At 58.9% G+C, this 21,855-nt stretch carries 21 protein-coding genes; 9 read left to right on the top strand and 12 right to left on the bottom strand.

Translation table 11 applies throughout. The features are described 5' to 3' along the window. The first annotated feature begins 3 nt into the window (after window positions 1–3). Together moaB and ACZ3HH_RS27775 are read left to right on the top strand one after the other, a co-directional pair. On the top strand, window positions 4–543 hold the full coding sequence (moaB, locus tag ACZ3HH_RS27780; protein WP_008075630.1) for a molybdenum cofactor biosynthesis protein B: 540 nt from the start codon (window positions 4–6) through the stop codon (window positions 541–543). Continuing rightward, a complete protein-coding gene (locus ACZ3HH_RS27775; RefSeq protein ID WP_465809500.1) occupies window positions 527–1,753 on the top strand; it encodes a molybdopterin molybdotransferase MoeA in 1,227 nt (408 codons plus the stop codon). Before moaB ends, ACZ3HH_RS27775 begins: the two co-directional genes overlap by 17 nt. A gap of 62 nt (window positions 1,754–1,815) precedes the next feature. Here the strand turns inward: ACZ3HH_RS27775 and ACZ3HH_RS27770 are convergent, their stop codons facing one another. Continuing rightward, window positions 1,816–2,124 (bottom strand): hypothetical protein, encoded by a 309-nt coding sequence (locus ACZ3HH_RS27770; protein WP_007895062.1) that lies wholly within the window; start codon window positions 2,122–2,124, stop codon window positions 1,816–1,818. 326 nt (window positions 2,125–2,450) lie between these two features. On the opposite strand from ACZ3HH_RS27770, the gene yegS reads away from it, so the two are divergent. After that, window positions 2,451–3,368: a lipid kinase YegS gene (gene yegS / locus ACZ3HH_RS27765; protein WP_465809497.1), complete on the top strand. Its 918-nt coding sequence runs from the start codon at window positions 2,451–2,453 to the stop codon at window positions 3,366–3,368. Here the strand turns inward: yegS and ACZ3HH_RS27760 are convergent. The 3 genes from ACZ3HH_RS27760 to ACZ3HH_RS27750 form a co-directional block, all read right to left on the bottom strand. Then, a complete protein-coding gene (locus tag ACZ3HH_RS27760) occupies window positions 3,352–4,011 on the bottom strand; it encodes a response regulator (protein WP_465809495.1) in 660 nt (219 codons plus the stop codon). The genes yegS and ACZ3HH_RS27760 overlap by 17 nt on opposite strands. Then, window positions 4,008–4,901, bottom strand: a complete 894-nt coding sequence (locus tag ACZ3HH_RS27755) for a sensor histidine kinase (protein ID WP_465809548.1) — start codon at window positions 4,899–4,901, stop codon at window positions 4,008–4,010. Before ACZ3HH_RS27755 ends, ACZ3HH_RS27760 begins: the two co-directional genes overlap by 4 nt. A gap of 450 nt (window positions 4,902–5,351) precedes the next feature. Further along, complete coding sequence (locus tag ACZ3HH_RS27750) at window positions 5,352–5,822, bottom strand: hypothetical protein (RefSeq protein ID WP_465809493.1); 471 nt, start codon at window positions 5,820–5,822, stop codon at window positions 5,352–5,354. Window positions 5,823–6,281: 459 nt separating this feature from the next. Here ACZ3HH_RS27750 and ACZ3HH_RS27745 point away from each other — a divergent pair, with 459 nt between their 5' ends. Continuing rightward, window positions 6,282–7,217 carry a chemotaxis protein CheV gene (locus tag ACZ3HH_RS27745; RefSeq protein ID WP_052963960.1) on the top strand — a complete coding sequence of 312 codons (936 nt, stop codon included), beginning with the start codon at window positions 6,282–6,284 and terminating at the stop codon, window positions 7,215–7,217. Between the two features lie 266 nt (window positions 7,218–7,483). Continuing rightward, on the top strand, window positions 7,484–8,290 hold the full coding sequence (locus ACZ3HH_RS27740) for an MOSC domain-containing protein (RefSeq protein ID WP_465809491.1): 807 nt from the start codon (window positions 7,484–7,486) through the stop codon (window positions 8,288–8,290). Window positions 8,291–8,364: 74 nt separating this feature from the next. Here ACZ3HH_RS27740 and ppnP read toward each other — a convergent pair whose 3' ends face one another. The 8 genes from ppnP to ACZ3HH_RS27700 form a co-directional block, all read right to left on the bottom strand. Beyond that, entirely contained in the window at window positions 8,365–8,649 is a 285-nt protein-coding gene (gene ppnP / locus ACZ3HH_RS27735) for a pyrimidine/purine nucleoside phosphorylase (protein WP_007895072.1), read from the bottom strand. A gap of 74 nt (window positions 8,650–8,723) precedes the next feature. Continuing rightward, complete coding sequence (locus tag ACZ3HH_RS27730; protein ID WP_465809488.1) at window positions 8,724–9,272, bottom strand: 3'-5' exonuclease; 549 nt, start codon at window positions 9,270–9,272, stop codon at window positions 8,724–8,726. Window positions 9,273–9,343: 71 nt separating this feature from the next. Next, window positions 9,344–11,296, bottom strand: a complete 1,953-nt coding sequence (locus ACZ3HH_RS27725; protein WP_465809486.1) for an acetyl/propionyl/methylcrotonyl-CoA carboxylase subunit alpha — start codon at window positions 11,294–11,296, stop codon at window positions 9,344–9,346. Between the two features lie 116 nt (window positions 11,297–11,412). Beyond that, entirely contained in the window at window positions 11,413–12,210 is a 798-nt protein-coding gene (locus tag ACZ3HH_RS27720) for an enoyl-CoA hydratase/isomerase family protein (protein ID WP_465809484.1), read from the bottom strand. Next, window positions 12,207–13,364 (bottom strand): citronellyl-CoA dehydrogenase, encoded by a 1,158-nt coding sequence (gene atuD, locus ACZ3HH_RS27715; RefSeq protein WP_052963949.1) that lies wholly within the window; start codon window positions 13,362–13,364, stop codon window positions 12,207–12,209. The genes ACZ3HH_RS27720 and atuD overlap by 4 nt, the downstream gene beginning before the upstream one ends. A gap of 134 nt (window positions 13,365–13,498) precedes the next feature. After that, a complete protein-coding gene (gene atuC / locus ACZ3HH_RS27710) occupies window positions 13,499–15,115 on the bottom strand; it encodes a geranyl-CoA carboxylase subunit beta (protein WP_465809481.1) in 1,617 nt (538 codons plus the stop codon). 2 nt (window positions 15,116–15,117) lie between these two features. Further along, on the bottom strand, window positions 15,118–16,032 hold the full coding sequence (locus tag ACZ3HH_RS27705; protein ID WP_465809479.1) for an SDR family oxidoreductase: 915 nt from the start codon (window positions 16,030–16,032) through the stop codon (window positions 15,118–15,120). Window positions 16,033–16,044: 12 nt separating this feature from the next. Further along, window positions 16,045–17,847, bottom strand: coding sequence for an acyclic terpene utilization AtuA family protein (locus ACZ3HH_RS27700; RefSeq protein WP_465809477.1), 1,803 nt, complete (start codon window positions 17,845–17,847; stop codon window positions 16,045–16,047). Window positions 17,848–18,025: 178 nt separating this feature from the next. On the opposite strand from ACZ3HH_RS27700, the gene ACZ3HH_RS27695 reads away from it, so the two are divergent. The 4 genes from ACZ3HH_RS27695 to ACZ3HH_RS27680 all read left to right on the top strand — a co-directional run bounded on the left by ACZ3HH_RS27695 (window position 18,026) and on the right by ACZ3HH_RS27680 (window position 21,707). Then, window positions 18,026–18,652 carry a TetR/AcrR family transcriptional regulator gene (locus ACZ3HH_RS27695; RefSeq protein WP_465809475.1) on the top strand — a complete coding sequence of 209 codons (627 nt, stop codon included), beginning with the start codon at window positions 18,026–18,028 and terminating at the stop codon, window positions 18,650–18,652. A 92-nt stretch (window positions 18,653–18,744) separates the two neighbouring features. Beyond that, the gene (locus ACZ3HH_RS27690; RefSeq protein ID WP_465809473.1) at window positions 18,745–19,539 is read left to right on the top strand and encodes a substrate-binding periplasmic protein; all 795 of its coding nucleotides are present in this window, start codon (window positions 18,745–18,747) and stop codon (window positions 19,537–19,539) included. Between the two features lie 165 nt (window positions 19,540–19,704). Then, complete coding sequence (locus ACZ3HH_RS27685; protein WP_465809471.1) at window positions 19,705–20,544, top strand: sugar-binding protein; 840 nt, start codon at window positions 19,705–19,707, stop codon at window positions 20,542–20,544. A gap of 149 nt (window positions 20,545–20,693) precedes the next feature. Next, window positions 20,694–21,707 carry a GNAT family N-acetyltransferase gene (locus ACZ3HH_RS27680; RefSeq protein WP_465809469.1) on the top strand — a complete coding sequence of 338 codons (1,014 nt, stop codon included), beginning with the start codon at window positions 20,694–20,696 and terminating at the stop codon, window positions 21,705–21,707. Window positions 21,708–21,855: the final 148 nt, after the last annotated feature.

Below are 21,855 nucleotides of genomic sequence, written 5' to 3'. Positions count from 1 at the left end.
CCTATGAAAGCCAAGGCTGATGTACCTTTCGCACCGCTCAACATCGCGGTGCTGACTGTCAGCGATACCCGTACCCTGGAAACCGATACCTCAGGCCAGGTCTTCGTCGACCGTTTGAGCGCTGCCGGTCATAACCTGGCGGCCCGTGTACTGCTTAAAGATGACCTCTACAAAATTCGCGCGCAAGTCGCCAACTGGATTGCCGATGAGGTCGTGCAAGTGGTGCTGATCACCGGCGGTACCGGGTTCACCGGTCGCGACAGCACGCCCGAAGCCGTGAGTTGCCTGTTGGATAAACAGGTTGATGGTTTTGGTGAGTTGTTCCGGCAGATATCGGTAGCGGATATCGGCACCTCGACGGTTCAGTCTCGGGCCTTGGCCGGTCTGGCCAATGGCACGCTGGTGTGCTGCTTGCCGGGCTCGACCAATGCGGTGCGCACCGGTTGGGACGGTATTCTTGCCGAGCAACTGGATTCGCGTCACCGTCCGTGCAATTTCGTGGCCCACCTGAAACAGGCGGCACCCTGTGAAACCCGCGGGTAAGCCAGGTAAGGCTGGCAGTCTGATGGCTGTCGAGGTGGCATTGGCGCGTTTACTGGAAATGGCCGACGCCTCGAAGATTCGTGAGCACGAGTGCTTGCCGTTGGCGCAGGTTCAGGGGCGCGTACTGGCCATTGATCTGGTCTCGACACTGGATTTGCCGCCTTGGCCCAACAGTGCCATGGACGGTTATGCCTTGCACCTGGCCGACTGGACGGGAGAGCCGTTGGTGGTCAGTCAGAAGATTTTTGCAGGCCAGGCCCCGGAGCCCTTGATGCCGGGTACCTGTGTGCGAATCTTCACCGGCGCGCCTGTGCCTGCAGGTGCCGACTGTGTGGAAATGCAGGAAAACACCGAGGTTCAGGCGGATGAACGGGTACGTTTCACCGAGACCATGAGCCCAGGAAAGAACATCCGTCCACAAGGTCAGGAAGCCACTGTCGGTGAACTGATCCTGCCCGCCGGAACGCGTCTGGGGCCTATCGAGCAGGGGCTGGCGGCATCGCTGGGATGCGCTGAGCTGGACGTGGTTCGCAAGGTTCGTGTTGCTGTCTTGTCTACCGGTGACGAGTTGATTGAGCCTGGTCAGGCCCTCGGCCCGGGACAGATCTACAACAGTAATCGAGTATTGCTCTGCAGCTGGTTGCAGCGATTGGGTTGTGAGGTGATCGATGCCGGCATTCTTCCCGATGATTTAGCGACTACTCGTGCCCGCCTTGGTGAGCTAAAGGATGTCGACCTGATTCTCTCGACCGGTGGCGTATCGGTGGGAGAAGCCGACTTTCTGGGCATTGCCTTGCGGGAAGAGGGTGAATTGACTCTGTGGAAGCTTGCCATCAAACCAGGCAAACCATTGACGTTCGGGCATTTTCGCGGCGTGCCTGTGATTGGTCTGCCCGGCAATCCGGCGTCGACCCTGGTGACTTTTGCTCTGTTGGCAAGGCCCTACCTCTTGCGCCGCCAAGGCGTAAAAGAGGTTGAGCCCCTGAAGTTCCAGGTGCCGGCAGGGTTTGTCTGGCCCAAAGCTGGTAACCGACGTGAGTACTTGCGTGGGCGTCTGGAGAATGGCCGGGCAATTATCTACAGGAATCAGAGCTCTGGTGTACTGCGCAGTGCTGCCTGGGCTGACGGGCTGGTTGAAGTGCTGGAGGACCGTACGCTGCTCGAGGGTGATTGTGTGAGCTTCATCCCGCTGAGTGAAGTCTTGAGCTGATACAGGCGCTGGTTTTGCCACGCAAGCCCGATTGATCGCATTGGGCTTGCGTGCATACCATTCTAATGTGCCAGAAGTGTCACGACCTGGTCGAAGCGGCTGTTGGCGATCCAGGTCAGAAGTCCCAGGATCACGGCTGTTCCGCCAGCTGAATAGGCAAGCCTGTGTTTAATGGATTTGACGTCACCCCGGACTTCATCCATGTCTCTTCGGATGTACTTGAGGTGTGTCTCCAGTTCAATAACGCGAGGTTCCATATCAACTTCTCCGGCGGGCTTTGCACTGTTTTTGAGTTCAGCCTGATGATTGGCGCGATTTTCAGCGAACGGCGCGACCGGAGTAACCGGTAGTCTGAGGTCATGGCTTTGCATGGAGTAACTGGCTCCTTGCGTTAAAACCGTTCGAGTGGCCGATGCCAATGTTGCGTGCGCTTTTTGAGGCCCTTAAGGTGGTTCCATTCATTGTTTTCACGTCCCTGTATAAATTAACGGGTGATGACTGATAGCCGAGACACGACGGTGTACCAATTGCCCGGGTGGGTCAATTGAGCCGATTCCTCATGTTTTGTAAGAAAAAATACCGCTCTGTAGGACTCACGTTTCCTGCCCTTGGAAATAATTAAAATCTTTGCGACTTTTATGAAGGGCTGCGAGGTCAACATATCCTATGGAATTTGCGGATATGGGGAGTGGCCAAAATGAGCGAGCGCAAGGCGCTGTTGATCCTGCATGGCAAGCAGGCACTCAATGAGGAGGTTCGTGCAGCTGTTGAAGGCAAGCGCCAGCAGGGCTGGGAACTGGCTGTTCGACTGACCTGGGAGGCCGGCGATGCGCAGCGGCTGGTGGAAGAAGCGCTGACGGCAGGTTATACGCAGCTGATTGCCGGCGGCGGCGATGGTACTTTGCGTGATATCGCCGAAGCCATGGCGGCGCATTCGAGGAAGGCCAGTCTGGTACTTTTGCCCCTGGGCACCGCCAATGATTTTGCTCGCGCTGCCGGTGTGCCTCTGGAGCCCGCTCAGGCATTGGACCTTCTGGAGGTTGCCCCGCGAGCCATTGATCTGGGAGAAGTTGGCGGGCAGGTATTCCTGAACATGGCCACCGGCGGTTTTGGCAGTCAGGTCACGGCCAATACCTCCGAGGATCTGAAAAAAATTCTTGGAGGCGCCGCTTATCTCTTCACGGGTTTATCGCGCTTCAGTGAGTTGCATGCGGCCTATGGCGAGTTGCAGGGACCGGATTTTCACTGGCGCGGCGAATTGCTGGCATTGGGCATTGGCAATGGTCGACAGGCTGGTGGTGGTCATATGTTGTGCCCGCAGGCGCTGGCTGACGATGGTCTGCTGGATATCAGCATTTTGCCCGCGCCACAGGAAGTGGTCGGTACCTTGAGGGACCTGCTGACCGATGGCTTCGGGATCGACAATATGTTTGTGCGAGCTCGCTTGCCATGGGTCGAGATCAAAGTCTCGGAGGGTCTTTATATCAACCTTGATGGTGAGCCTCTGGAGGGCGATAGTCTGCGTTTCTCGGCGCGCCCGGCGGCATTGCGGGTGCATTTGCCCGAGGGCTCGCCGCTGCTGAGTGTCTCGAGTCCAGCTAATCGTCCAGACTGATGATTTGCTCGCGCACGGCGAACAGCACCAGGCCGGCCACATCGTAGATCTGCAAGCGTTTCATGATTTGCGAGCGGTGGGTTTCGACAGTCTTGATGCTCAGACCCAGGCCATTGGCGATTTCCCGGGTGGATTTGCCGCGAACAATCAGTCGCAGGATTTCCAGCTGACGTGCCGTCAGGTTGTGCGAGTCCTGGGTTTGCGCCTGATTTTTCTGGGTTCGGGTCAGCGCCTGGTTGATGACGGTATGGGCAATGGCCGGGCTCAGGTATCGCTCGTTATTGCGCAAGGCATCCAGGGCATGTTCGAGTTCGGTGGGCGTGGTGTCCTTGAGCAGGTAGCCATGAGCCCCTGATTCCAATGCCTGCATGATGAGCGCCGGGTCGGTGTGCATCGACAGGATGAGCACTTTGCACTGCGGGCGTACTCGCTTGAGTCGCTGCAAGGCTTCAAGGCCACCGGTTTCCTTCATGGAAATATCCAGCAGAATGATGTCCGGGGATAGCTGCTCGACCATCTCGACCAACTGCGAGCCGTCATTGGCCTCCCCGATTACCGCATAACCGGGAATATCCAGCACCAGAGCGCGCACGCCAGCCCTGATCAGCGAGTGGTCGTCCACCAGAAGTAAGTTACAAGTCAATGCATAACCTTATTCGTACTGGCCCGTTCTAGCGCACGGGGCGCCCAGGGGAAGAGTGCTTCTATTTGAGTGCCTTTGCCCGGTTCGCTGGTCACGGTCAGTGTGCCACCCAACTGATCAATCCGTTCCGACATTCCGGCCATTCCGCGTTGCCCCTCGCGAGCAGGATCTGCCGCTGGCGCGAAACCCAGACCATCGTCGCTGATCAACAGCGTCAGGCCCTGAGGCAGGCGTTGCAGGCGAACCAACAAATTTTTGGCCTCGGCGTGACGCAGTATATTGGTAACTGCTTCTTGAGTGATTCTAAAAGCTGCCACCGCCATTTCCTCAGATATGCCCGTCAGGCGTTGATGGCATTCCAGGCTCCAGTTCACGGAGGTATTGGCCAGGGTCCTGAGTAAATGTGCACGCAGACTGGCTTCCAGCCCGAGACTGGTTAGTTGCCGTGGATTGAGGATGGCCGAGACGTCCCGAACCTTGGTCAGGGTTTCGTCCAGCGTATCGCAGAGTACCGAGCACTGACCCTGCAGTTCTTCGGGTAGTCGACGTTTGAGCCATTCACTTTGAAGTTTTGCGGCGGTCAGCAATTGACCGATGTCATCATGCAGTTCCCGACTAAGGCGGTGGCGTTCGTTTTCCTGCACTTCCAGCAGACGGTCAGCCAGTTCTTGAGGTTGAAACTTTATCGATTTGCGCGAGAGACAATGTCCCACCCAGACACAGGTCAGCGCTGCACTGTTGAGCACCAGCAGACTCACCGGCAGAGGCATGGACAAGCTGTAGACCAGCAGGCTGCCAAGCGCCGAGCAGATGCACACTAAAAGCGTGAACCGGCGCGCGTTTTTTCGGGAGGGTGGCCACAGGGTAATTGACTTGAGGCTGGCGTACATAGCGGATGGAGCCAATGGATGTTCGCTGCGGGTAGACCGGCCATAAGGGCTGACGGGTCTCTGTGTGGAAGTCGTTGTGTCAAGTCGCCTTCAATGGCTGCGGTGCAGTAACTGAAATACAGCCTTGAATGTGTTTGGCTTGAGTCACTCTGCCATTAATTGGCGTCAACTAATGGTCGGCATAATACCACTTAAGATACCGTTGGTCGCGTTCGGTATATAGCTCTATACAATCAGGAAATATAGTTTTTGGACGATAGTTCCATAATGGAAAGCTTTTGAGTTTTATCGTAGGAAGATATCGATTGCCAGGCATTTTGTTTTATTGGACAGGCATTATCTGAAGTCGAGACAGGGATAGCTATTTGTTTCGCGCTGTCGTCGAATGGTCAGAAATATTCAATTGCGACATGACAATAAAAAGCGCAACACGGCCAAAGGCCAGTGATTTCAGGCTTGCCGTTCCGCGAACGAAACGAGCCTGAACGGTCTGGAGTGGCTGTGCGGCTGAAACTGATTTTGTCCCACTTGAAATGCAAACGCTTCAATCAGTGAGGTCTGTTCAGTGTCATCAAGACCGAGCTGGCCAGTAGTCTGGTCAATGAGTTCGAGTTGCCAGGCCATTAATGTGAAGCAGTCCTTGAGTGCGTCCAGGGCTTGATCGTGCAGGTCCATGTGGTTTTGAGCGTGATTCAGCAATCCATGAATGTGCAGCGAGAACTCCGAAACCGCCGCCAGTGCCAAGGCATCGGCCTTGCTGGACAGCTTGAGAAGGGTGCTGAGCATGCAATCGATGGCGTCCTTGTCATTGCTGATCAATTGCAAATGACTCAGGCATTCCTCGGATTTGGCCAAGAGTGTTTCAGCCTCGACGAGAAACTCGGGAAATCGCTGAGCCCACTCTTTGGTGTCGTTCGGCATGCTTATCTCCACAACGTCATGTCAGATGAGGGAATGTCGTGTGTGCCGACGAGAACCATACCGGCGCTGCCAGGCCTTAGTGAGATCGCGCTCTGGCAGGTTTGAGCGCCAGCTGGGGAACTCGAGAGGGTGGATGGCCACTGACCTGCGATCGCACACAAAAGCCTGACTCCGTTCATGCAATGAGAATGGCGTCACATTAATGGCTATTGGATATTGCGAATATCAGGTTGGGCCTGATTGTTACTAGGGGAATCCCTTACGCAGGGGAACCTAACGTGCAAACCGAGGTCGCGCCGCAGGGAACAAAAACAGATGAAAAATCGCGGAGTCAGTAAAGCATGATGTTAATGTGACATCAATGCCTGGTCGTGGCATTTTGTTTGGGGGTCAAGGTCCGGCCAAAACAGCCGATAACTCCCTTTAGTGAATTCAACAGAACAAGCCCAGGAGTCATCAATGGCCGGCATTCTCGACACGGTAGACCAACGCACGCAACTGGTGGGTGAGAATCGCCTGGAAATTCTCATGTTCCGGCTGGCCGGACGACAATTGTTCGCGATCAACGTCTTCAAGGTCCAGGAAGTGCTACAGCTGCCGAAGCTGACCCTGATGCCCCAACGCCATCCCTTTGTTTGCGGAGTGGTCAACCTGCGTGGCCAGACGTTGCCCGTGATCGACCTGTCCCAGGCTATCGGCATGCGGCCGCTGGTGCCAAGCCCCACCAGTACGATCATCGTCACCGAGTACAACCGATCGGTGCAGGCGTTTCTGGTCGGTGGCGTGGACCGCATCGTCAACATGAACTGGGAAGCTATTTTGCCGCCGCCGGCCAGTGCCGGTCGCCAGCATTACCTGACCGCCATCAGCAAGGTCGATGATCAGTTGGTAGAAATCATCGACGTCGAAAAAGTCCTGGCCGAAATCGTTCCGTACAACGCCAAGGTCTCGCGCGACAAACTCGACGATCCGGTTCTGGAGCTCGCCCGTGGCCGTGAAGTGCTGCTGGTGGATGACTCGAACGTGGCCCTGTCGCAATTGCGCGATACCTTGGGTCAACTGGGCGTGAAGATGCACATCGCCAGCGATGGTTTGAAGGCGCTGAACATGCTCAAGGCCTGGGCCGATACGGGCGAAGTCATGACCGACAAGCTGCTGATGATCTTTACCGATGCGGAAATGCCGGAAATGGACGGCTATCGCCTGACTACCGAAATCCGCAACGACCCCCGTTTGCGCGGCCTTTATGTGGTCTTGCACACTTCGCTGTCAGGTAGCTTCAACGATTCGATGGTGAAGAAAGTCGGCTGCGACAACTTCCTCTCCAAGTTCCAGCCCGACAAACTCGTCGACGTGGTGCGCCAGCGCCTGATGCTCGACGCAGTGCCTGCTTGATAACTATCTGGAAAAAAGCGCGGTGGCTCGGGCCGCTGCGCAGTCAATGGGGGCAAGCCCCAATGCCGGTAAGTTGATCGACGAAAAGCCTGTGGGAGCGAGGCTTGCCCGCGAAGAATGTTCAGGTATTACGCGTCATCGTTCTTCGCGGGCAAGCCACGCTCCCACAGGTTCTGCGTCTTAACTTTTGCCCCTTCGCCACAGGGTCTTTGATTCGGCAATCAAGCTCGTATAGGGTGGCGTTTTTACCCACCAGGGAGCTGGCCATGCTGCGTCTGAGCGCGCTTTATCGTTTTCCATTGAAATCCGGCAAGGGCGAGACCTTGAATCAGGTCAGCCTGGACAAACTGGGGCTGGACGGCGATCGACGCTGGATGCTGGTGGACGAAGCCAGTGGGCGCTTTCTGACCCAGCGCGCGGTCGCGAAAATGAGTCAGCTGTCGGCGTTGTGGAATGCCGATGGCGGCTTGACCCTCAGTGCCCCGGGCCATTTACCGATCGATATTGCGTTGCCTGACGGCGATGCTGATCTGCGTGGGGTGACCATCTGGCGCGACACCTTGCGCGTCCCCGATGCTGGCGATGCGGCGGGTGCCTGGGTCAGTGAGTTCATCGGCAAGCCGACGCGTCTGGTGCAAGTGCCGCTTGATCGCGCACGGACCACCCAGTCCGGTTACGGCAAGGACGACGATCAGGTGGCTTTTGCTGACGGTTTTCCGCTGTTATTGATTGGTCAGGCGTCACTGGAGGACTTGTCGAGCAAGGTCGGGCGACCACTGGAGATGTTGCGCTTTCGGCCCAATCTGGTGATCGAGGGCAGCGAGGCGTATGCCGAAGATGGCTGGAAGCGCATTCGCATCGGCGATGTCGAGTTCCGCGTGGTCAAGTCCTGCTCACGCTGCATTCTGACCACCATCGACCCGCAGACCGGCGAACGCAGCGAAGATCGTGAACCGCTGGCGACCTTGCAGAAATACCGCACCGAGGCCGACGGCGCGATGTTCGGTCAGAACCTGGTCAACGACGGCAATGGCCGCCTGGAAGTCGGCATGCCGGTGACGATCCTCGAATAACAGCCCTTCAGAATGAAAAAATGCCCGTGTCCAAGGACACGGGCATTTTTTTGTCGCTGTGAAAACCCAGGGTTTTAGCCGCGGTATTCGCACAGGTAAGCGGTGTCGACGGCCACTTTCAGCTGGAACTTGCTGTTGGCGGGTACGTTGAACTGGCTGCCGGCGGCGAAGGTTTCCCAGGTGTCGCTGTCAGGCAGTTTGACGGTCAGGGCGCCGGACACCACGTGCATGATTTCACGCTGGCTGGTGCCGAATTCGTATTCGCCCGGTGCCATGACGCCGATGGTCGCTGGACCTTCAGCGGTGCCAAAGGCGATCGACTTGACGGTGCCGTCGAAGTACTCGTTGACTTTAAACATGGGCGGTTCCTCGAAAAGGGCTAAAAAGGGCCGGCCAGTATGCACAAGGTGTCGATAGGCGTCACCTCCTGCACTCAAGGATTAGCGGGGAAAATCAACGGTAACAAACGTGCGGTATTGCGCGCGTCTTCCAGCGCCCGATGCTGCTGACCGGTGAACTGCAGGCCCGCCAGTTGCAGGGCTCCATTGAGCCCCAGCGGGCGCTCGAGCCGACAAGCCTTGGCGAAGCGTTGCTTGAGGTTCATGTGCGGCACGCGGCTCAGGGCGCTGTCGAGTTGCAGGCGCTGCCAGTCTTGAAGCAGTTGTTTGCGGTCGTAATCGCCCCAACTGGCCCAGCCTTCCAGGCGTGCGTGATGTTGGCCGAGCCAGCGTTCGAACAACGGCCAGATGCCGGTGAGCGGCTGTGCGGCATCGATACTGGCCTGGGTGATGTGGGTCAGTTCCCGGCAAAACGGCGTCAGCAAGGGCCGGCGCAACGGGCGCACGAAGCACTGGAAGTGATCCAGTTCCTGGCCTTTGCGGTCCACGAGGGTGGCACCGATTTCGATGATTTCCATTTCTGTTACCGGCCAGCCACCCTCATCGGTGGTGGCTTCCAGATCAATGACCAACCAGTGAGGCATCGCAGGGTTCCTGGTATCCGCGTCCTGATAGGGCTTGAGCGTAGCCAAACGCGGCGGATCCGCCTAGCGGCTTATTCGACCTCTAACAAAATCTGACGATTTTTGACCTGATCGCCTACCTTGATCTGCAACCGTTTGAGCACTCCGTCGATACCCGATTTGAGCGGATGCTCCATTTTCATTGCTTCAAGCACCACCAGTAGTTGACCTTTGCTGACCGGGCTGCCCTCACTGACTAGTACATCGACGATTGCCCCGTCCATCGGCGCCTTGAGCGTGCCGGAACTGACACTGACCTGGCCGCTGACCAGCGCCTGAGTCCGATCGACCAGCCGCAGGCTGCCGGGGCGCGTGAACAACCACAGTTGCCCGGCTTCGAGGCGATAGGCATGGCGTTGGCGGATGCCGTCGATTTCCAGGGTAGCCCAGCGTCCGTCGCATCCGATGACCTTCAGTTCGAGGTTGCGGGCGCCGATCTGAGCACGGTAGGGTTTGCCAGGCTCAGCATTCAATTCCACCGGCCAATCCTGATCCTCCAGGCCGATTCGGTAGTGCAGAGGCACGCTGGCGTTGTTGCGCCAACCGGCCAACGGGGCGCGGTGAGCCTGGGCTGAAGCCTGATAAAACAGTGCCGCAGCGATGGCCAGTTCTTCGGCGCTCGGCACATCGGGGAGTTGGTCGGCAAAGTACGTGGGGATGAACCCGGTGCTGAACTCGCCGCTGATGAACTGCGGATGTTCCAGAAGGCTGGCGAGCAAGCGCTGATTGCTTTGCACGCCCAGCAGCACGCTGTCCTGTACCACCCGCAGCAACTTGCGCCGGGCTTCTTCGCGGGTGGAGCCGTGGGCGATGAGCTTGCCCAGCATCGGATCATAGAACGGGCTGACAGACTGGCCTTCGATCAGGCCATGGTCGATCCGCACACCGCCCAGTAACGCAGGTTCCCAGGCTACGATTCGCCCGGTTTGCGGCACAAATCCCTGGGCCGGATCTTCGGCGTACAGGCGCACCTCCATGGCATGCCCGTTGAGCTGCACCTGCTCCTGTCGCAACGGCAGTGGCAGTCCTTCGGCAACATGTAACTGCCAGGCCACCAGATCGAGGCCGGTGATCAGCTCTGTTACCGGGTGTTCCACTTGCAGCCGGGTGTTCATTTCCAGAAAGTAAAAGCGCCCGCGAGCATCCAGCAGGAATTCCACAGTGCCGGCGCCGACATAATTCACGGCGCGCCCGGCCTGGAGCGCGGCTTCGCCCATGGTTTGGCGCAACTCGGCGGTCATTACCGGGCAGGGCGCTTCCTCGATGATTTTCTGGTGGCGGCGCTGGATCGAACAGTCGCGCTCACCGAGGTAGATCAGGTTGCCGTGCTGATCGCCGAACACCTGTACTTCGACATGACGCGGATCGATCAAGGCTTGCTCGAGGATCAGTTCGTCGCTGCCAAACCCATGCTGCGCTTCGGAGCGTGCGGTACGGAGTTGCTCCAGCAATTCTCCAGCGCGGTGGACCAGACGCATGCCACGACCGCCACCGCCGGCACTGGCCTTGATCATCAGCGGGTAGCCGATGCGTTCGGCTTCGCGGCTCAGGGGCGCGTCGTCTTGTTCGCTGCCCTGATAGCCTTTGATGCAGGGCACGCCCGCTTTGATCATGGCGAGTTTCGACAGGCGTTTGCTGCCCATCAATTCAATGGCCTCGGGGCTGGGGCCGATGAAGATGATGCCGGCCTGTTGGCAGGCGAGGGCGAATTCTGCGTTTTCCGAGAGGAAGCCGTAACCGGGGTGGATCGCATCGGCACCGGTGCGCCGGGCGGCGTCGATGATTGCCGGGATGTTCAGATAAGACTGCTGCACCGGGGCCGGGCCGATGTTCACGGCTTCGTCGGCCATCTGCACATGCAATGCATCGGCGTCGGCGTCGCTGAACACTGCGACGGTGCGGTAGCCCAGCTCTTGCGCAGTGCGCTGGATGCGGCAGGCGATTTCACCGCGGTTGGCGATCAGGATTTTGCTGAAGGCGGGCATGGGATATTCCCTTTGTATTGCGGTGAATGTGATGGCCCCTTCGCGGGCAAGCCCGCTCCCACAGGGATCTGTGTCGTTCACAAAATCCTGTGGGAGCGGGCTTGCCCGCGAAGCTCTTAAATAGCCCAACCCGGTTTACGCTTTTGCATAAAGGCCGTGGTCCCCTCGACCCCTTCATCCCCGGTCACCGCTTCACTGAACCACTCGGCCGCCTGATCCAGCAGGCCATCCGAGAGTTGCACCGCACTCGCCAGCAAGAGTTTTTTGGTCGCCGCATTCGCCCCCGGTGCGCAACACAACACATGGGCCAGCACCTCATCGAGGCGCTCGGCCAAGGCTTGCGGGTCATGCTCGACAAAATGCACCAACCCCATGCGCCGCGCGTGGGTGCCGTCAAACCGTGCGGCGGTCAGCGCCAGTCGGCGGGCCTGGGTCAGGCCGATACGCTGCACCACGAACGGCGCGATCTGCGCCGGCAACAGGCCGAGGCTGGTTTCCGGCAGGCCGAATTGCGCCTGATGATCGGCCATCGCGATGTCACTGACGCAGGCCAGACCGAAACCACCGCCAAGCACCGCGCCTTGCAGCACGGTGATGACCACTTGCGGCGCGTGCTGGGTTTCTTCCAGCAAGGCGCCGAATGCACGGTTCAATTCGCGGTAGGCGGTCGCGCCTTGAGCGCGGGCATTGGCCATGTCCTTGATGTCGGCACCGGCACAAAAATGCCCGCCGGCACCGCCGATCACCAACGCGCGAACCTGCCGGTCATCCCGCACCGCCGCCAGCACCGCGCGCAGCTCGGCGACCATTTGCAGGCTCATGGCGTTGCGACTGTCGGGGCGATTGAGGGTGATGTGCAGGACGCCGTTATGCCGTTCGAGCAACAGGGTCTGGCAAACGGGAAGGGTGTTCATTTCTTTTTCCCCGGCAGGATGCCCATGAGTTTGCAGATGATCCCCAGCATGATTTCGTCGGCACCGCCGCCGATCGACACCAGTCGCACGTCGCGGTAAGCCCGCGCCACCGGGTTGTCCCACATGAAGCCCATGCCGCCCCAATATTGCAGGCAACTGTCGCTGACTTCCCGGCCGAGTCGCCCGGCCTTGAGTTTGGCCATCGACGCCAGACGAGTGACGTCCTGGCCTTTGATGTACTGCTCGGTGGCCTGATAGACCAGCGCCCGCAGGCATTCGATTTCGGTTTGCAGTTCGGCCAGGCGGAAATGAATGACCTGATTGTCGATCAGCGCATTGCCGAAGGTTTTGCGCTCCTTGCAGTACTCGATGGTGCTGTCGACGCAGTACTCCAGGCCTTTGATCATGTTTGCCGCGCCGAACAGCCGTTCTTCCTGGAACTGCAGCATCTGCATCATGAACCCCGCGCCTTCGTGGCCAATGCGGTTGCGTTGCGGCACGCGCACGTTGTCGAAGAATATCTGGGCGGTTTCCGAGCTGCGCATGCCGAGCTTGTCCAGGTGCGAGCTGAGGCTGATGCCGGGGCTGTTCATCGGCACCATGATCAGCGACTTGTTGATGTGCGGTTTGTCGTCCGAGGTGTTGGCCAGCAGGCAGATGAAGTCGGCGCTCGGCGAGTTGGTGATCCACATCTTGCTGCCGTTGATCACGTAGTCGTCGCCGTCCTTGCGGGCGGTGGTTTTCAAACCCGCTACGTCGGAGCCGGCACCGACTTCGGAGACGCCGATACAGCCGACCTGCTCGCCGGTGATCGCCGGCCGCAGGAACTCTTCGCGCAGTTCATCGGAGCCGAATCGCGCCAGGGCCGGGGTGCACATGTCGGTCTGCACGCCGATGGACATCGGAATACCGCCGCAATGAATGGTGCCGAACTCTTCGGCGGCCACAATCGAATAGCTGTAATCGAGCCCCATGCCGCCGAATTTTTCCGGTTTGGAAATCCCCAGCAGACCGAGGTCGCCCGCCTTGCGAAAAATTTCATGGATCGGAAAACGCCCGGCCTTTTCCCATTCATCGACATGAGGATTGATCTCGTGATCGACGAATTGGCGGACGGTGCGGCGCAGTGCTTCGTGTTCCTGGGTGAAGATCATTTTTTATTGTTCTCCTGACGAACCCGATCGTTCCCATGCGCAGCAAAGGAACGCCTCTATGGACGCTCTGCGTCCGCCGTTGGAACGCGGAGCGTCCCGGGCTGCATTCCCACGCAGAGCGTGGGAACGATCAATCAAAACCTCGCGACGCCGAAACTGTTGGATTGCAGCGAACGAACCTCGGCCTCATGGCAGATATCCAGCAAATACCCGAGCAACGTGCGGGTATCCCGCGGATCAATCAGCCCGTCGTCCCACAGATTGGCGCTGCCATACAGCGCGGTGGACTGGCTGTCGAGTTTCTGCGCGGTGACCTGTTCCAGCATGTCGAGCATTTTCGGGTCGGGCACCAACCCTTCCTTGAGCTGTTTGGCTTCGGTGACGATCCGCAGCACTTTGCCGGCCTGGGCGCCGCCCATCACCGCGGTGCGGCTGTTGGGCCAGGCGAAGATGAAGCGCGGGTCGAGGCCACGGCCACACATCGCGTAGTTGCCGGCGCCGTAGGAACCGCCGACGACGATCGTCAGTTTGGGCACCCGAGCATTGGCCACCGCTTGAATCATTTTGGCGCCGTGCTTGATCACGCCTTGTTGTTCCGACTCGGTGCCAACCATGAAACCGGTGGTGTTGTGGAAAAACAGCAGGGGCGTCTGGCTCTGGTCGCAGAGCTGAATGAACTGTGCAGCCTTGCTCGCACCTTTGGGCGTAATCGGGCCGTTGTTGCCGATGAAGCCGCAGGCTCGACCCTGAATCTGCAAATGCCCGCAGATTGTTTGCTGGTCGAACTCGCCCTTGAATTCGAGGAAGTTCGAAGCGTCGGCAATCCGGGCGATGATTTCGCGCACGTCGTAGGGTTTTTTCGGGTCATCCGGGATCAGACCCAGCAGTTCGTCGATGGGGTAGAGCGGTTCTTCCCACCGACGTTCGGGTAACCATTGCAGCTGATCGTTCCACGGCAACAGGCTCATGATCTCGCGCACCTGACGCACGCCATCGGCATCGTTCTCGGCCAGGTATTCGGCGGTGCCGGCGGTTTGCGCGTGCATCTCGGCGCCGCCCAGTTCTTCATCGGTGGCGACTTCACCGGTGGCGGCCTTGAGCAGCGGCGGCCCGGCGAGAAACAGCTTGGCCTTGCCGCGCACCACCACCACGTAATCCGACAACCCCGGTTGATAAGCACCGCCCGCCGTGGCCGAGCCATGGACCACGGTGATTTGCGGCAAGCCCATGGCCGACATCCGCGCCTGATTGGCAAAGCTGCGCGCGCCTTCGACGAAAATCTCCGCCGCGTAATTGAGGTTGGCGCCGCCGCTTTCGGCGAGAGTGATTACCGGCAGTTTGTTTTCCATGGCGATCTGTTGCAGGCGCAGGGACTTTTTCAAACCACTGGGGGAAATGGTTCCGCCCTTGATCGCGCTGTTGTTCGCCACTACTAGCACCCGTGCGCCGGACACGTAACCGATCCCGGCGATCAAACCGCCTCCAGCCGAACTTCCGTCCTTGTCGTCGTGCAGCTTATAGCCGGCCAGGCTCGCCAGTTCGAGGAACGGCGCGCCGGGGTCGAGCAGCCGGTTAAGCCGCTCCCGGGGCAGTAGTTGCCCGCGTTTGTCGAACCTGGGCTTGGCTTCGGCGGCTTTGCTCAGCAGGTTCTGCTCGAGCTGACGGACCTGCTCGATGCCGGCCAGCATGGCCGCGCGGTTGCGGGCGAACGCTTCGCTGAACGGATCTACCTGGGACTGGATGACCGGCATGGTTACTCCTTGTCCTTGAGCTCATCTGGTTTGGATATGTCTGGTTTGAGCGCGTCAGGTCTGAGTACTTCGGGTAAATAGGCGCGATGAAAGCCGTTGTACGAGTGGCTGTTTTGCGCCTTGTGCATCGGCCAGGCCCGCCCGCCGAGGCTGGCGGCGCCGTCGATGCGCAACGTGCTGCCGCTGACAAAAGCGGCTGCCGGGCTGAGCAGAAAAACAATCGCCGCGCTGATTTCCGATTCGGTGCCGATGCGCTTGAGCGGTACGTGTTCGCACAGGGTCGGGATCACGGCCCGGAACGCACCTTCGTAGGTGTCCATGCCGCTGGAGGCGACCCAGCCTGGCGCGACGGCGTTGACCCGCACGCCGGCATAGCCCCATTCAAACGCGGCGGTCTTGGTGAAGTTGTCCATGCCCGAGCGCGCCGCGCCCGAGTGACCCATGCCGGGCATGCCGCCCCACATGTCGGCGAGCATGTTGACGATGGCGCCGCCATGCTTGCTCATGGACTGATTGAACACCTCACGGGCCATCAGAAAACCGCCCACCAGGTTAGTGCGCAATATGGTTTCGAACCCTTTCTGATTGATCGACGCCAGGGGCGAGGGGTACTGCCCGCCAGCATTGTTGACCAACCCATGAATCGGACCGTGTTTGCGGATCAATTCGCTGACCAATTGCGTGACGGCGTCTTCATCGCGGATATCGCAGACCTGCCAACTGGCTTTACCGCCGTCTTCGGTGATTTCAGCGGCGACCTTTTTCAGTTTCTCGGCATTACGTCCCACCAGCAGCACATGTGCGCCGAGGGCTGCGAGCTCGTGAGCGGTGCAACGACCGATGCCGCTGCCGCCACCGGTGACGATGATGTTTTGGCCCGCGAACAGGTCGGGTTTGTAAATCGAGTCATAAGCCATGGCGACGGTCCTCTAGTTGACCTGATCGGCGATGCGCTGCGGCACCGGAATCTGGATCTCCAGCAGTTGTTGGGCGAATGCCTTGCCTTGCGGATCGATCCGCAGGCTGGCCACGCCACCGCCGCCGAGCGCGTTTTCCAGAAGAAAATTAAAGCTCTGAGTGCCGGGTAAATACCAGCGTTCGACACGCCCGTGGATCGGGTCGAGGACATGGCTCATCCAGTCGACCATCACCGCAGGTGTCAGCGCTTCGGCGATCCACGGCAGGTAGTCGGGATGGCGGGCCATCACGCCGATATTGCTGTGATTGCCCTTGTCGCCGGAGCGCGCCACGGCGAGTTTGATCAGGGCCACGCTGGCGTCGGCGCGCTCTGCGGGTTGGGGCGGCTCGAACGGTAGCGGCAAGTCAGACGGGTCGAGTACATCGAGGGCGGGCAGGGCGCATGGGTGGCGCTCACCGGCGAGGTCGATTTCCAGGGTGCAGGCCGTTTTGTCGATCAGGAATGAAAACAGCCGGATCAGCGGGTACACCGTCGGCCGCCCGCCGACAATCCCGGTCAACCCCGGCGCCATGCCGGTGGCGGCTTGGGCGATTTCCCGGGAAAACAGAATCAAAGCCTGTTTGCTTGGGTGGCGCACGGCGAGTTTGATCACCACTTCGCGGCTGTCCTGACGCTGGCCATGAGGGCCATAAGTGGCTTCGCTGCCCAGCAGTTCGATGTTCACTTCGCTGTAGGACGCCCAGCCGCGCTGGCTGAAGATTTCCGAAGTCTTGTTGATGATTGCCTGGCTGACCCGTCGGGCCTTGGCCACGGCATTGATCCCGGCAATCAGGCAACTGGCGGTACAGCGGAAACCGTCCGGATACGTGGCGCTGACCTTGTACTGATCGGTCGGCGGCAAGCCTTTTGCGCCATGCACCTGAACCGCGTTTTTGCCTTGTTGCACAAGTTTGACCTGACTGAAATCGCACACCACGTCGGGCAGCAGATAGGCCTGCGGATCGCCGATTTCATAAAGCATCTGCTCGCCCACCGTCAGGGGCGTAACCAGGCCGCCGGAACCATCGGGTTTGCAGACGATAAACTGGCCGTCGGCACCGACTTCGACGATTGGAAAACCGATGTGTTCGTAATCGGGCACGTCGTGCCAATCGGTGAAATTGCCGCCGGTGCATTGGGCGCCACATTCAATGAGATGCCCGGCCAATGCAGCCTGGGCGAGTTTGTCGTAGTCGTGCCACGACCAGCCGAACTCATGCACCAGCGCGGCGCTGACCACGGCGCTGTCGACCACGCGCCCGGTAATCACAATGTCGGCGCCCAAACGCAGGGCTTCGACGATGCCCGGCGCGCCGAGATAGGCGTTGGTCGACACGCACATCGGCGGCAGGGGCGTGCCACTGAACATCTCATGGAGGCCAAGGCTGCTCAGGCGTTTGAACTGAGGTTGCAAGTCGTCACCCGACAGTACGGCGATCTTCAGCGCCACCCCGGCCTTGTCGCAGGCAGCTTGCAGGGCAGCGGCGCAAGCTTGTGGATTGACGCCACCGGCATTGCTGATGACGCGGACCTTCTGTTCCGCGAGCTGGTTGAGGAGGGGACTGAGCACTTCGATGAAGTCGCTGGCGTAGCCGGCCCCCGGATCTTTCATCCGCGCGCCGGCCATGATCGACATCGTGATCTCGGCCAGATAATCGAACACCAGATAGTCAAGCCGCCCGCCTTCCACCAGTTGCGCGGCAGCGGTCGAAGTGTCGCCCCAGAATGCGCTGGCACAACCGATGCGAATTGCTTTAAGCGCAGTCAACTCCATAACCACCTCCGACAGAAGTGCCTCGAGACTACCAAGCAAGCGCTTGGTTTGTAAATGTCTGAAATATCTTCTTCCCAAGCGCTTGCTTGGTCGCCCCCGCCAGCTTAAATTGCCCGCGCAACCCCGCTGTTTTAGCGGGCAGCGGCGCAATTGATTGATCGACTGTAGGAGAGAACGGGTGGACGAGCAAAAAGCCCTGAGGGTGATGCGCGAATTGGTCGACAGCGGCCAATTGACCGACCCGGACAGCGCCCGCGGCAAACTGCTGCAAGTGGCCGCTCACCTGTTTCGTAATAAAGGTTATGAACGCACCACCGTGCGTGACCTGGCCGGTGCGGTGGGTATTCAATCAGGCAGTATTTTTCATCACTTCAAAAGCAAGGACGAGATCCTGCGGGCAGTGATGGAAGAGACCATTCGCTACAACACCGCGTTAATGCGCGCAGCCCTGGCCGAGGCCGGCAGTGTGCGCGAGCGGGTTCTGGCGCTGATTCGTTGCGAATTGCAGTCGATCATGGGCGGCAGCGGCGAGGCCATGGCAGTGCTGGTGTATGAGTGGCGTTCGCTGTCAGCGGAAGGTCAGGCGCAGGTTCTGGCGCTGCGTGATATTTATGAAGACATCTGGCTGCAGGTGCTGGGCGAAGCCAAGGACGCCGGTTTTATCCGTGGCGACGTGTTCATCACCCGCCGTTTCCTGACGGGCGCGTTGTCCTGGACCACCACCTGGTTTCATGTCGATGGCAGCATGAGCCTCGATCAATTGGCCGATGAGGCGTTGATTCTGGTGCTTGAAGAACGGCAGTGAGCCGTCTATCTCGGCAAGAAACTGGCTAAGTTGGCGAAACCGCCTAGCTTGTATGCATTGATGAGTATTTTTTTGGGGAGTGGGCTGTTTTGATGTCTTCATCAATTCGAACGGCGTCGCGGCTTTTGCTGGCGGCGCTTGCAGTGTGCTGCGTGTTGCCTTCTCAGGCTGCACAATTGGTGCGGGTCGGTGCCGCGCATTTTCCACCCTATACCGTGCGCCCGGAGTCCGGTGCCGACACCGGGCTGTTGCCACAACTGGTGGAAGCGCTGAATCAGTTGCAAACCGACTATCAGTTTGTGCTGGTGCCCACCTCCATTCCCAGGCGTTTCAACGACTTCAAGGAAGGCCGGGTCGATATGGCGATATTCGAGAACCCGGACTGGGGCTGGAAGGACATTGCGCATACCGACGTCGACATGGGCCTGGAAGATGCAGAAATCTTTGTCGCGCAGAAGAAACCCGATCGCGATGAGAATTACTTCAAGGACCTGGCGGGCAAACGCCTGGCGCTGTACAGCGGCTATCACTACGAGTTTGCCAGTTTCAATGCCGATCCCAAGTATCTGGCCGACAGCTACAACGCCACGCTGACCTATTCCCACGACAGCAACCTGTTGATGGTGCTGCGTGGGCGAGCGGACATTGCCTTGGTGACCCGCTCTTATCTGAGCGATTACCTGCTGCGTAACGAGAAAGTCGGCGAGCAGTTGCTGGTGTCGCAGCGCATCGATCAGGTCTATCACCATTACGCTCTGATCCGCCCGCAGGCGCCGATTACTGGAGAAGCATTTGGCAAGTTGCTGCAAGGCCTGCGAAACAACGGCCAGATGCTGAAGATTTTCGACCCCTACAAAATTGCCCTGGTGCCGGTGGGCAAACCCTGACTGAGACAATTCCTGAGTTCAAGGGGGGAGCAGACGACCATTCATCGGCCTTTCGTGTTATTCGATTAGAACTATCAGATTTGACAGTAGACGTTTCGCCGTCTTAGCTCCTTTCCTGCACCGACCCCTTGGAGGGGTTGGTCTCATCCAGAAAGGACTTCTGTCATGTCAAACCCCTCGTTGGTTTCTCTTTCCTGCGTTCCCTCTCCTGTGGTGGCGCAAGCTGTCGACAATGTACTCATTCTGAAAAAGCCTGATGATTCGACCGGTGTCACGGTCGAGGTGGCGCGTTGGCCGTTCATGGTGGTCAATCAAAAGGTGACGTTGCATGTCTGCGGTCAACAGGCCGACGGCTCGCCAGTGATGCTTCGAGTGGCGGATGCCGAGCCCGTCACGCAACAAGAGTTCGCGGAAGGCTGGCGTCGGAATATTGCCTGGGCGTCTTTGCAAAACCTGAAAGACCGAAGCCCTCTCGCGTTTGTTTTTCAGGCCGCGCTGGATGGAGGCAGCTGTGGTAGCCCGGCGCTGTTCCCGCCATTGTGTCTTGAGGTTCAGGTACCTTTTGACAATACAACGACCTTCTCGGAAAAAGACGGCACCAATAACTGGAATGGCTGGATGAGAGGGGAGGCAGCGACTGATCCACGGGATCTCACCATCACCGAAGACGGGGATATCTACGTATTACTCGACTACACCTACACCAATAACTCTGCTGGCACAGTGTTGAAGAAGGCCTTTCAGGGGTTGGAGGTGGGTCGCTCCTATGAGTTCGGGTTGACCGTGCGCAGGTGGAATGACAAATATTCAGTTCCGGTGCTGTCACTCAACAGCGGAGAGCAAATCATTGCCCCCGCGACGGAAATTCCGTCAATGGCCTGGGCGCCGCTCAAAGGCACTTTCACCGCGAGCGCCTCGCAGATGGAGTTGCAGATCGTTAACCATGTCGCCACCGGAAACGGGAATGACTATGCGTTCCGCGAAATCTGGGTCAGGTCGATCTGACACCTGCGCAACGTCAATGGCCTGGAACTGACCCAGGCTGTGCATGCCACCGCGAACGCTCATAAAGGTTCGCGGTGTTTTTCGTTAAATTTCCATGCCTGGCTCACGTCCCCTCAGTTAACTGTCGACGATTACCGTGAGCCCGACCCATGTCCAGTCTGAATGACCTGACCACCCTGGCCTTGCCGTCAGGCAACTGTCTTGTAGCCGATGAAACCGCCAGCCGCCTGAGCCTCAGCCTGCAAGGGCAGCCGTTGATCGAACTGCGGCTGACCCGCGAGCCCGAGTTGCATCTACGGCTGGAGGAGCGCTTCGGCCGCCCTGACGGTCAGGCTTTCTGGGCGGCCTGCTATTGGCTGTTTGCGCGTGACGCGGCTTGTCAGCGTCTGACCTGGCACCTCGATGATGTGCCCACTGAAGCCTTGCTCAGCGGGTTGCTGATCGCGACCGAAGTCACCGGTCATTATCGCTGCGAACGCACGCTGTTCTGGCAATTGCCCCAGCCTTGGCTGGGTGAGTCGCGCACCGGCAGCTATCCGAAGCAAATGGTCATCAGCGGCGGCAAGCGCCATCCATTGCGTGCAGTGAAACCCCATGGTGAGGTGTATCGACGCTTCGATGCGCGGCTCGGTGCGTGGGTCTCCCTGCGCACGGTAGACATCGAGCATGACCTGGCGCGTTTCAACCGCTGGCAGAACAGCCCGCGAGTGGCGAGTTTCTGGCAGGAGGAGGGCAGTCTCCAGAAGCATCGCGAATACCTGAGCAAGCTCGAAGCGGACCCGCACACCTTGACGCTGATCGGTTGTTTCGATGATCAGCCGTTTGCCTATTTCGAAGCCTATTGGGCCAAGGAAGATCGCATTGCGCCGTTCTATGATGCCGGCGATTACGACCGTGGCATTCACATGCTGGTGGGCGAAGAACATCACCGCGGCCCGCACAAGGTGGCGAGCTGGCTATCGGCGCTGGTGCACTACCTGTTTCTCGATGATCCACGCACGCAACGGGTGGTCGCCGAGCCTCGCGCTGACAACGCGAAGATGATCGGGCATATGCACAATCAGTGTTTCCACTGCGAAAAAGAGTTCGACTTCCCGCACAAGCGCGCGGCGCTGATGATGTTGGGGCGTGAGCGGTTTTTTGATCGGTGTTCGTTGGCTTGATGCATGAGGCTCAAGACTTGCTTTGGTGTTGAGTCAGCCATCGCGAGCAGGCTCGCTCCCACATTGAATCTCCTGTGAACACGCAATTTGTGAACACCAAAGATCGAATGTGGGAGCGAGCCTGCTCGCGATGGGGACGCCGAGATTC

This window comes from Pseudomonas sp. PME37.24/025, from assembly GCF_055556615.1.
The sequence above is the reverse complement of the archived record's forward strand: the minus strand, read 5'-3'. Positions and strand labels throughout refer to the sequence as shown.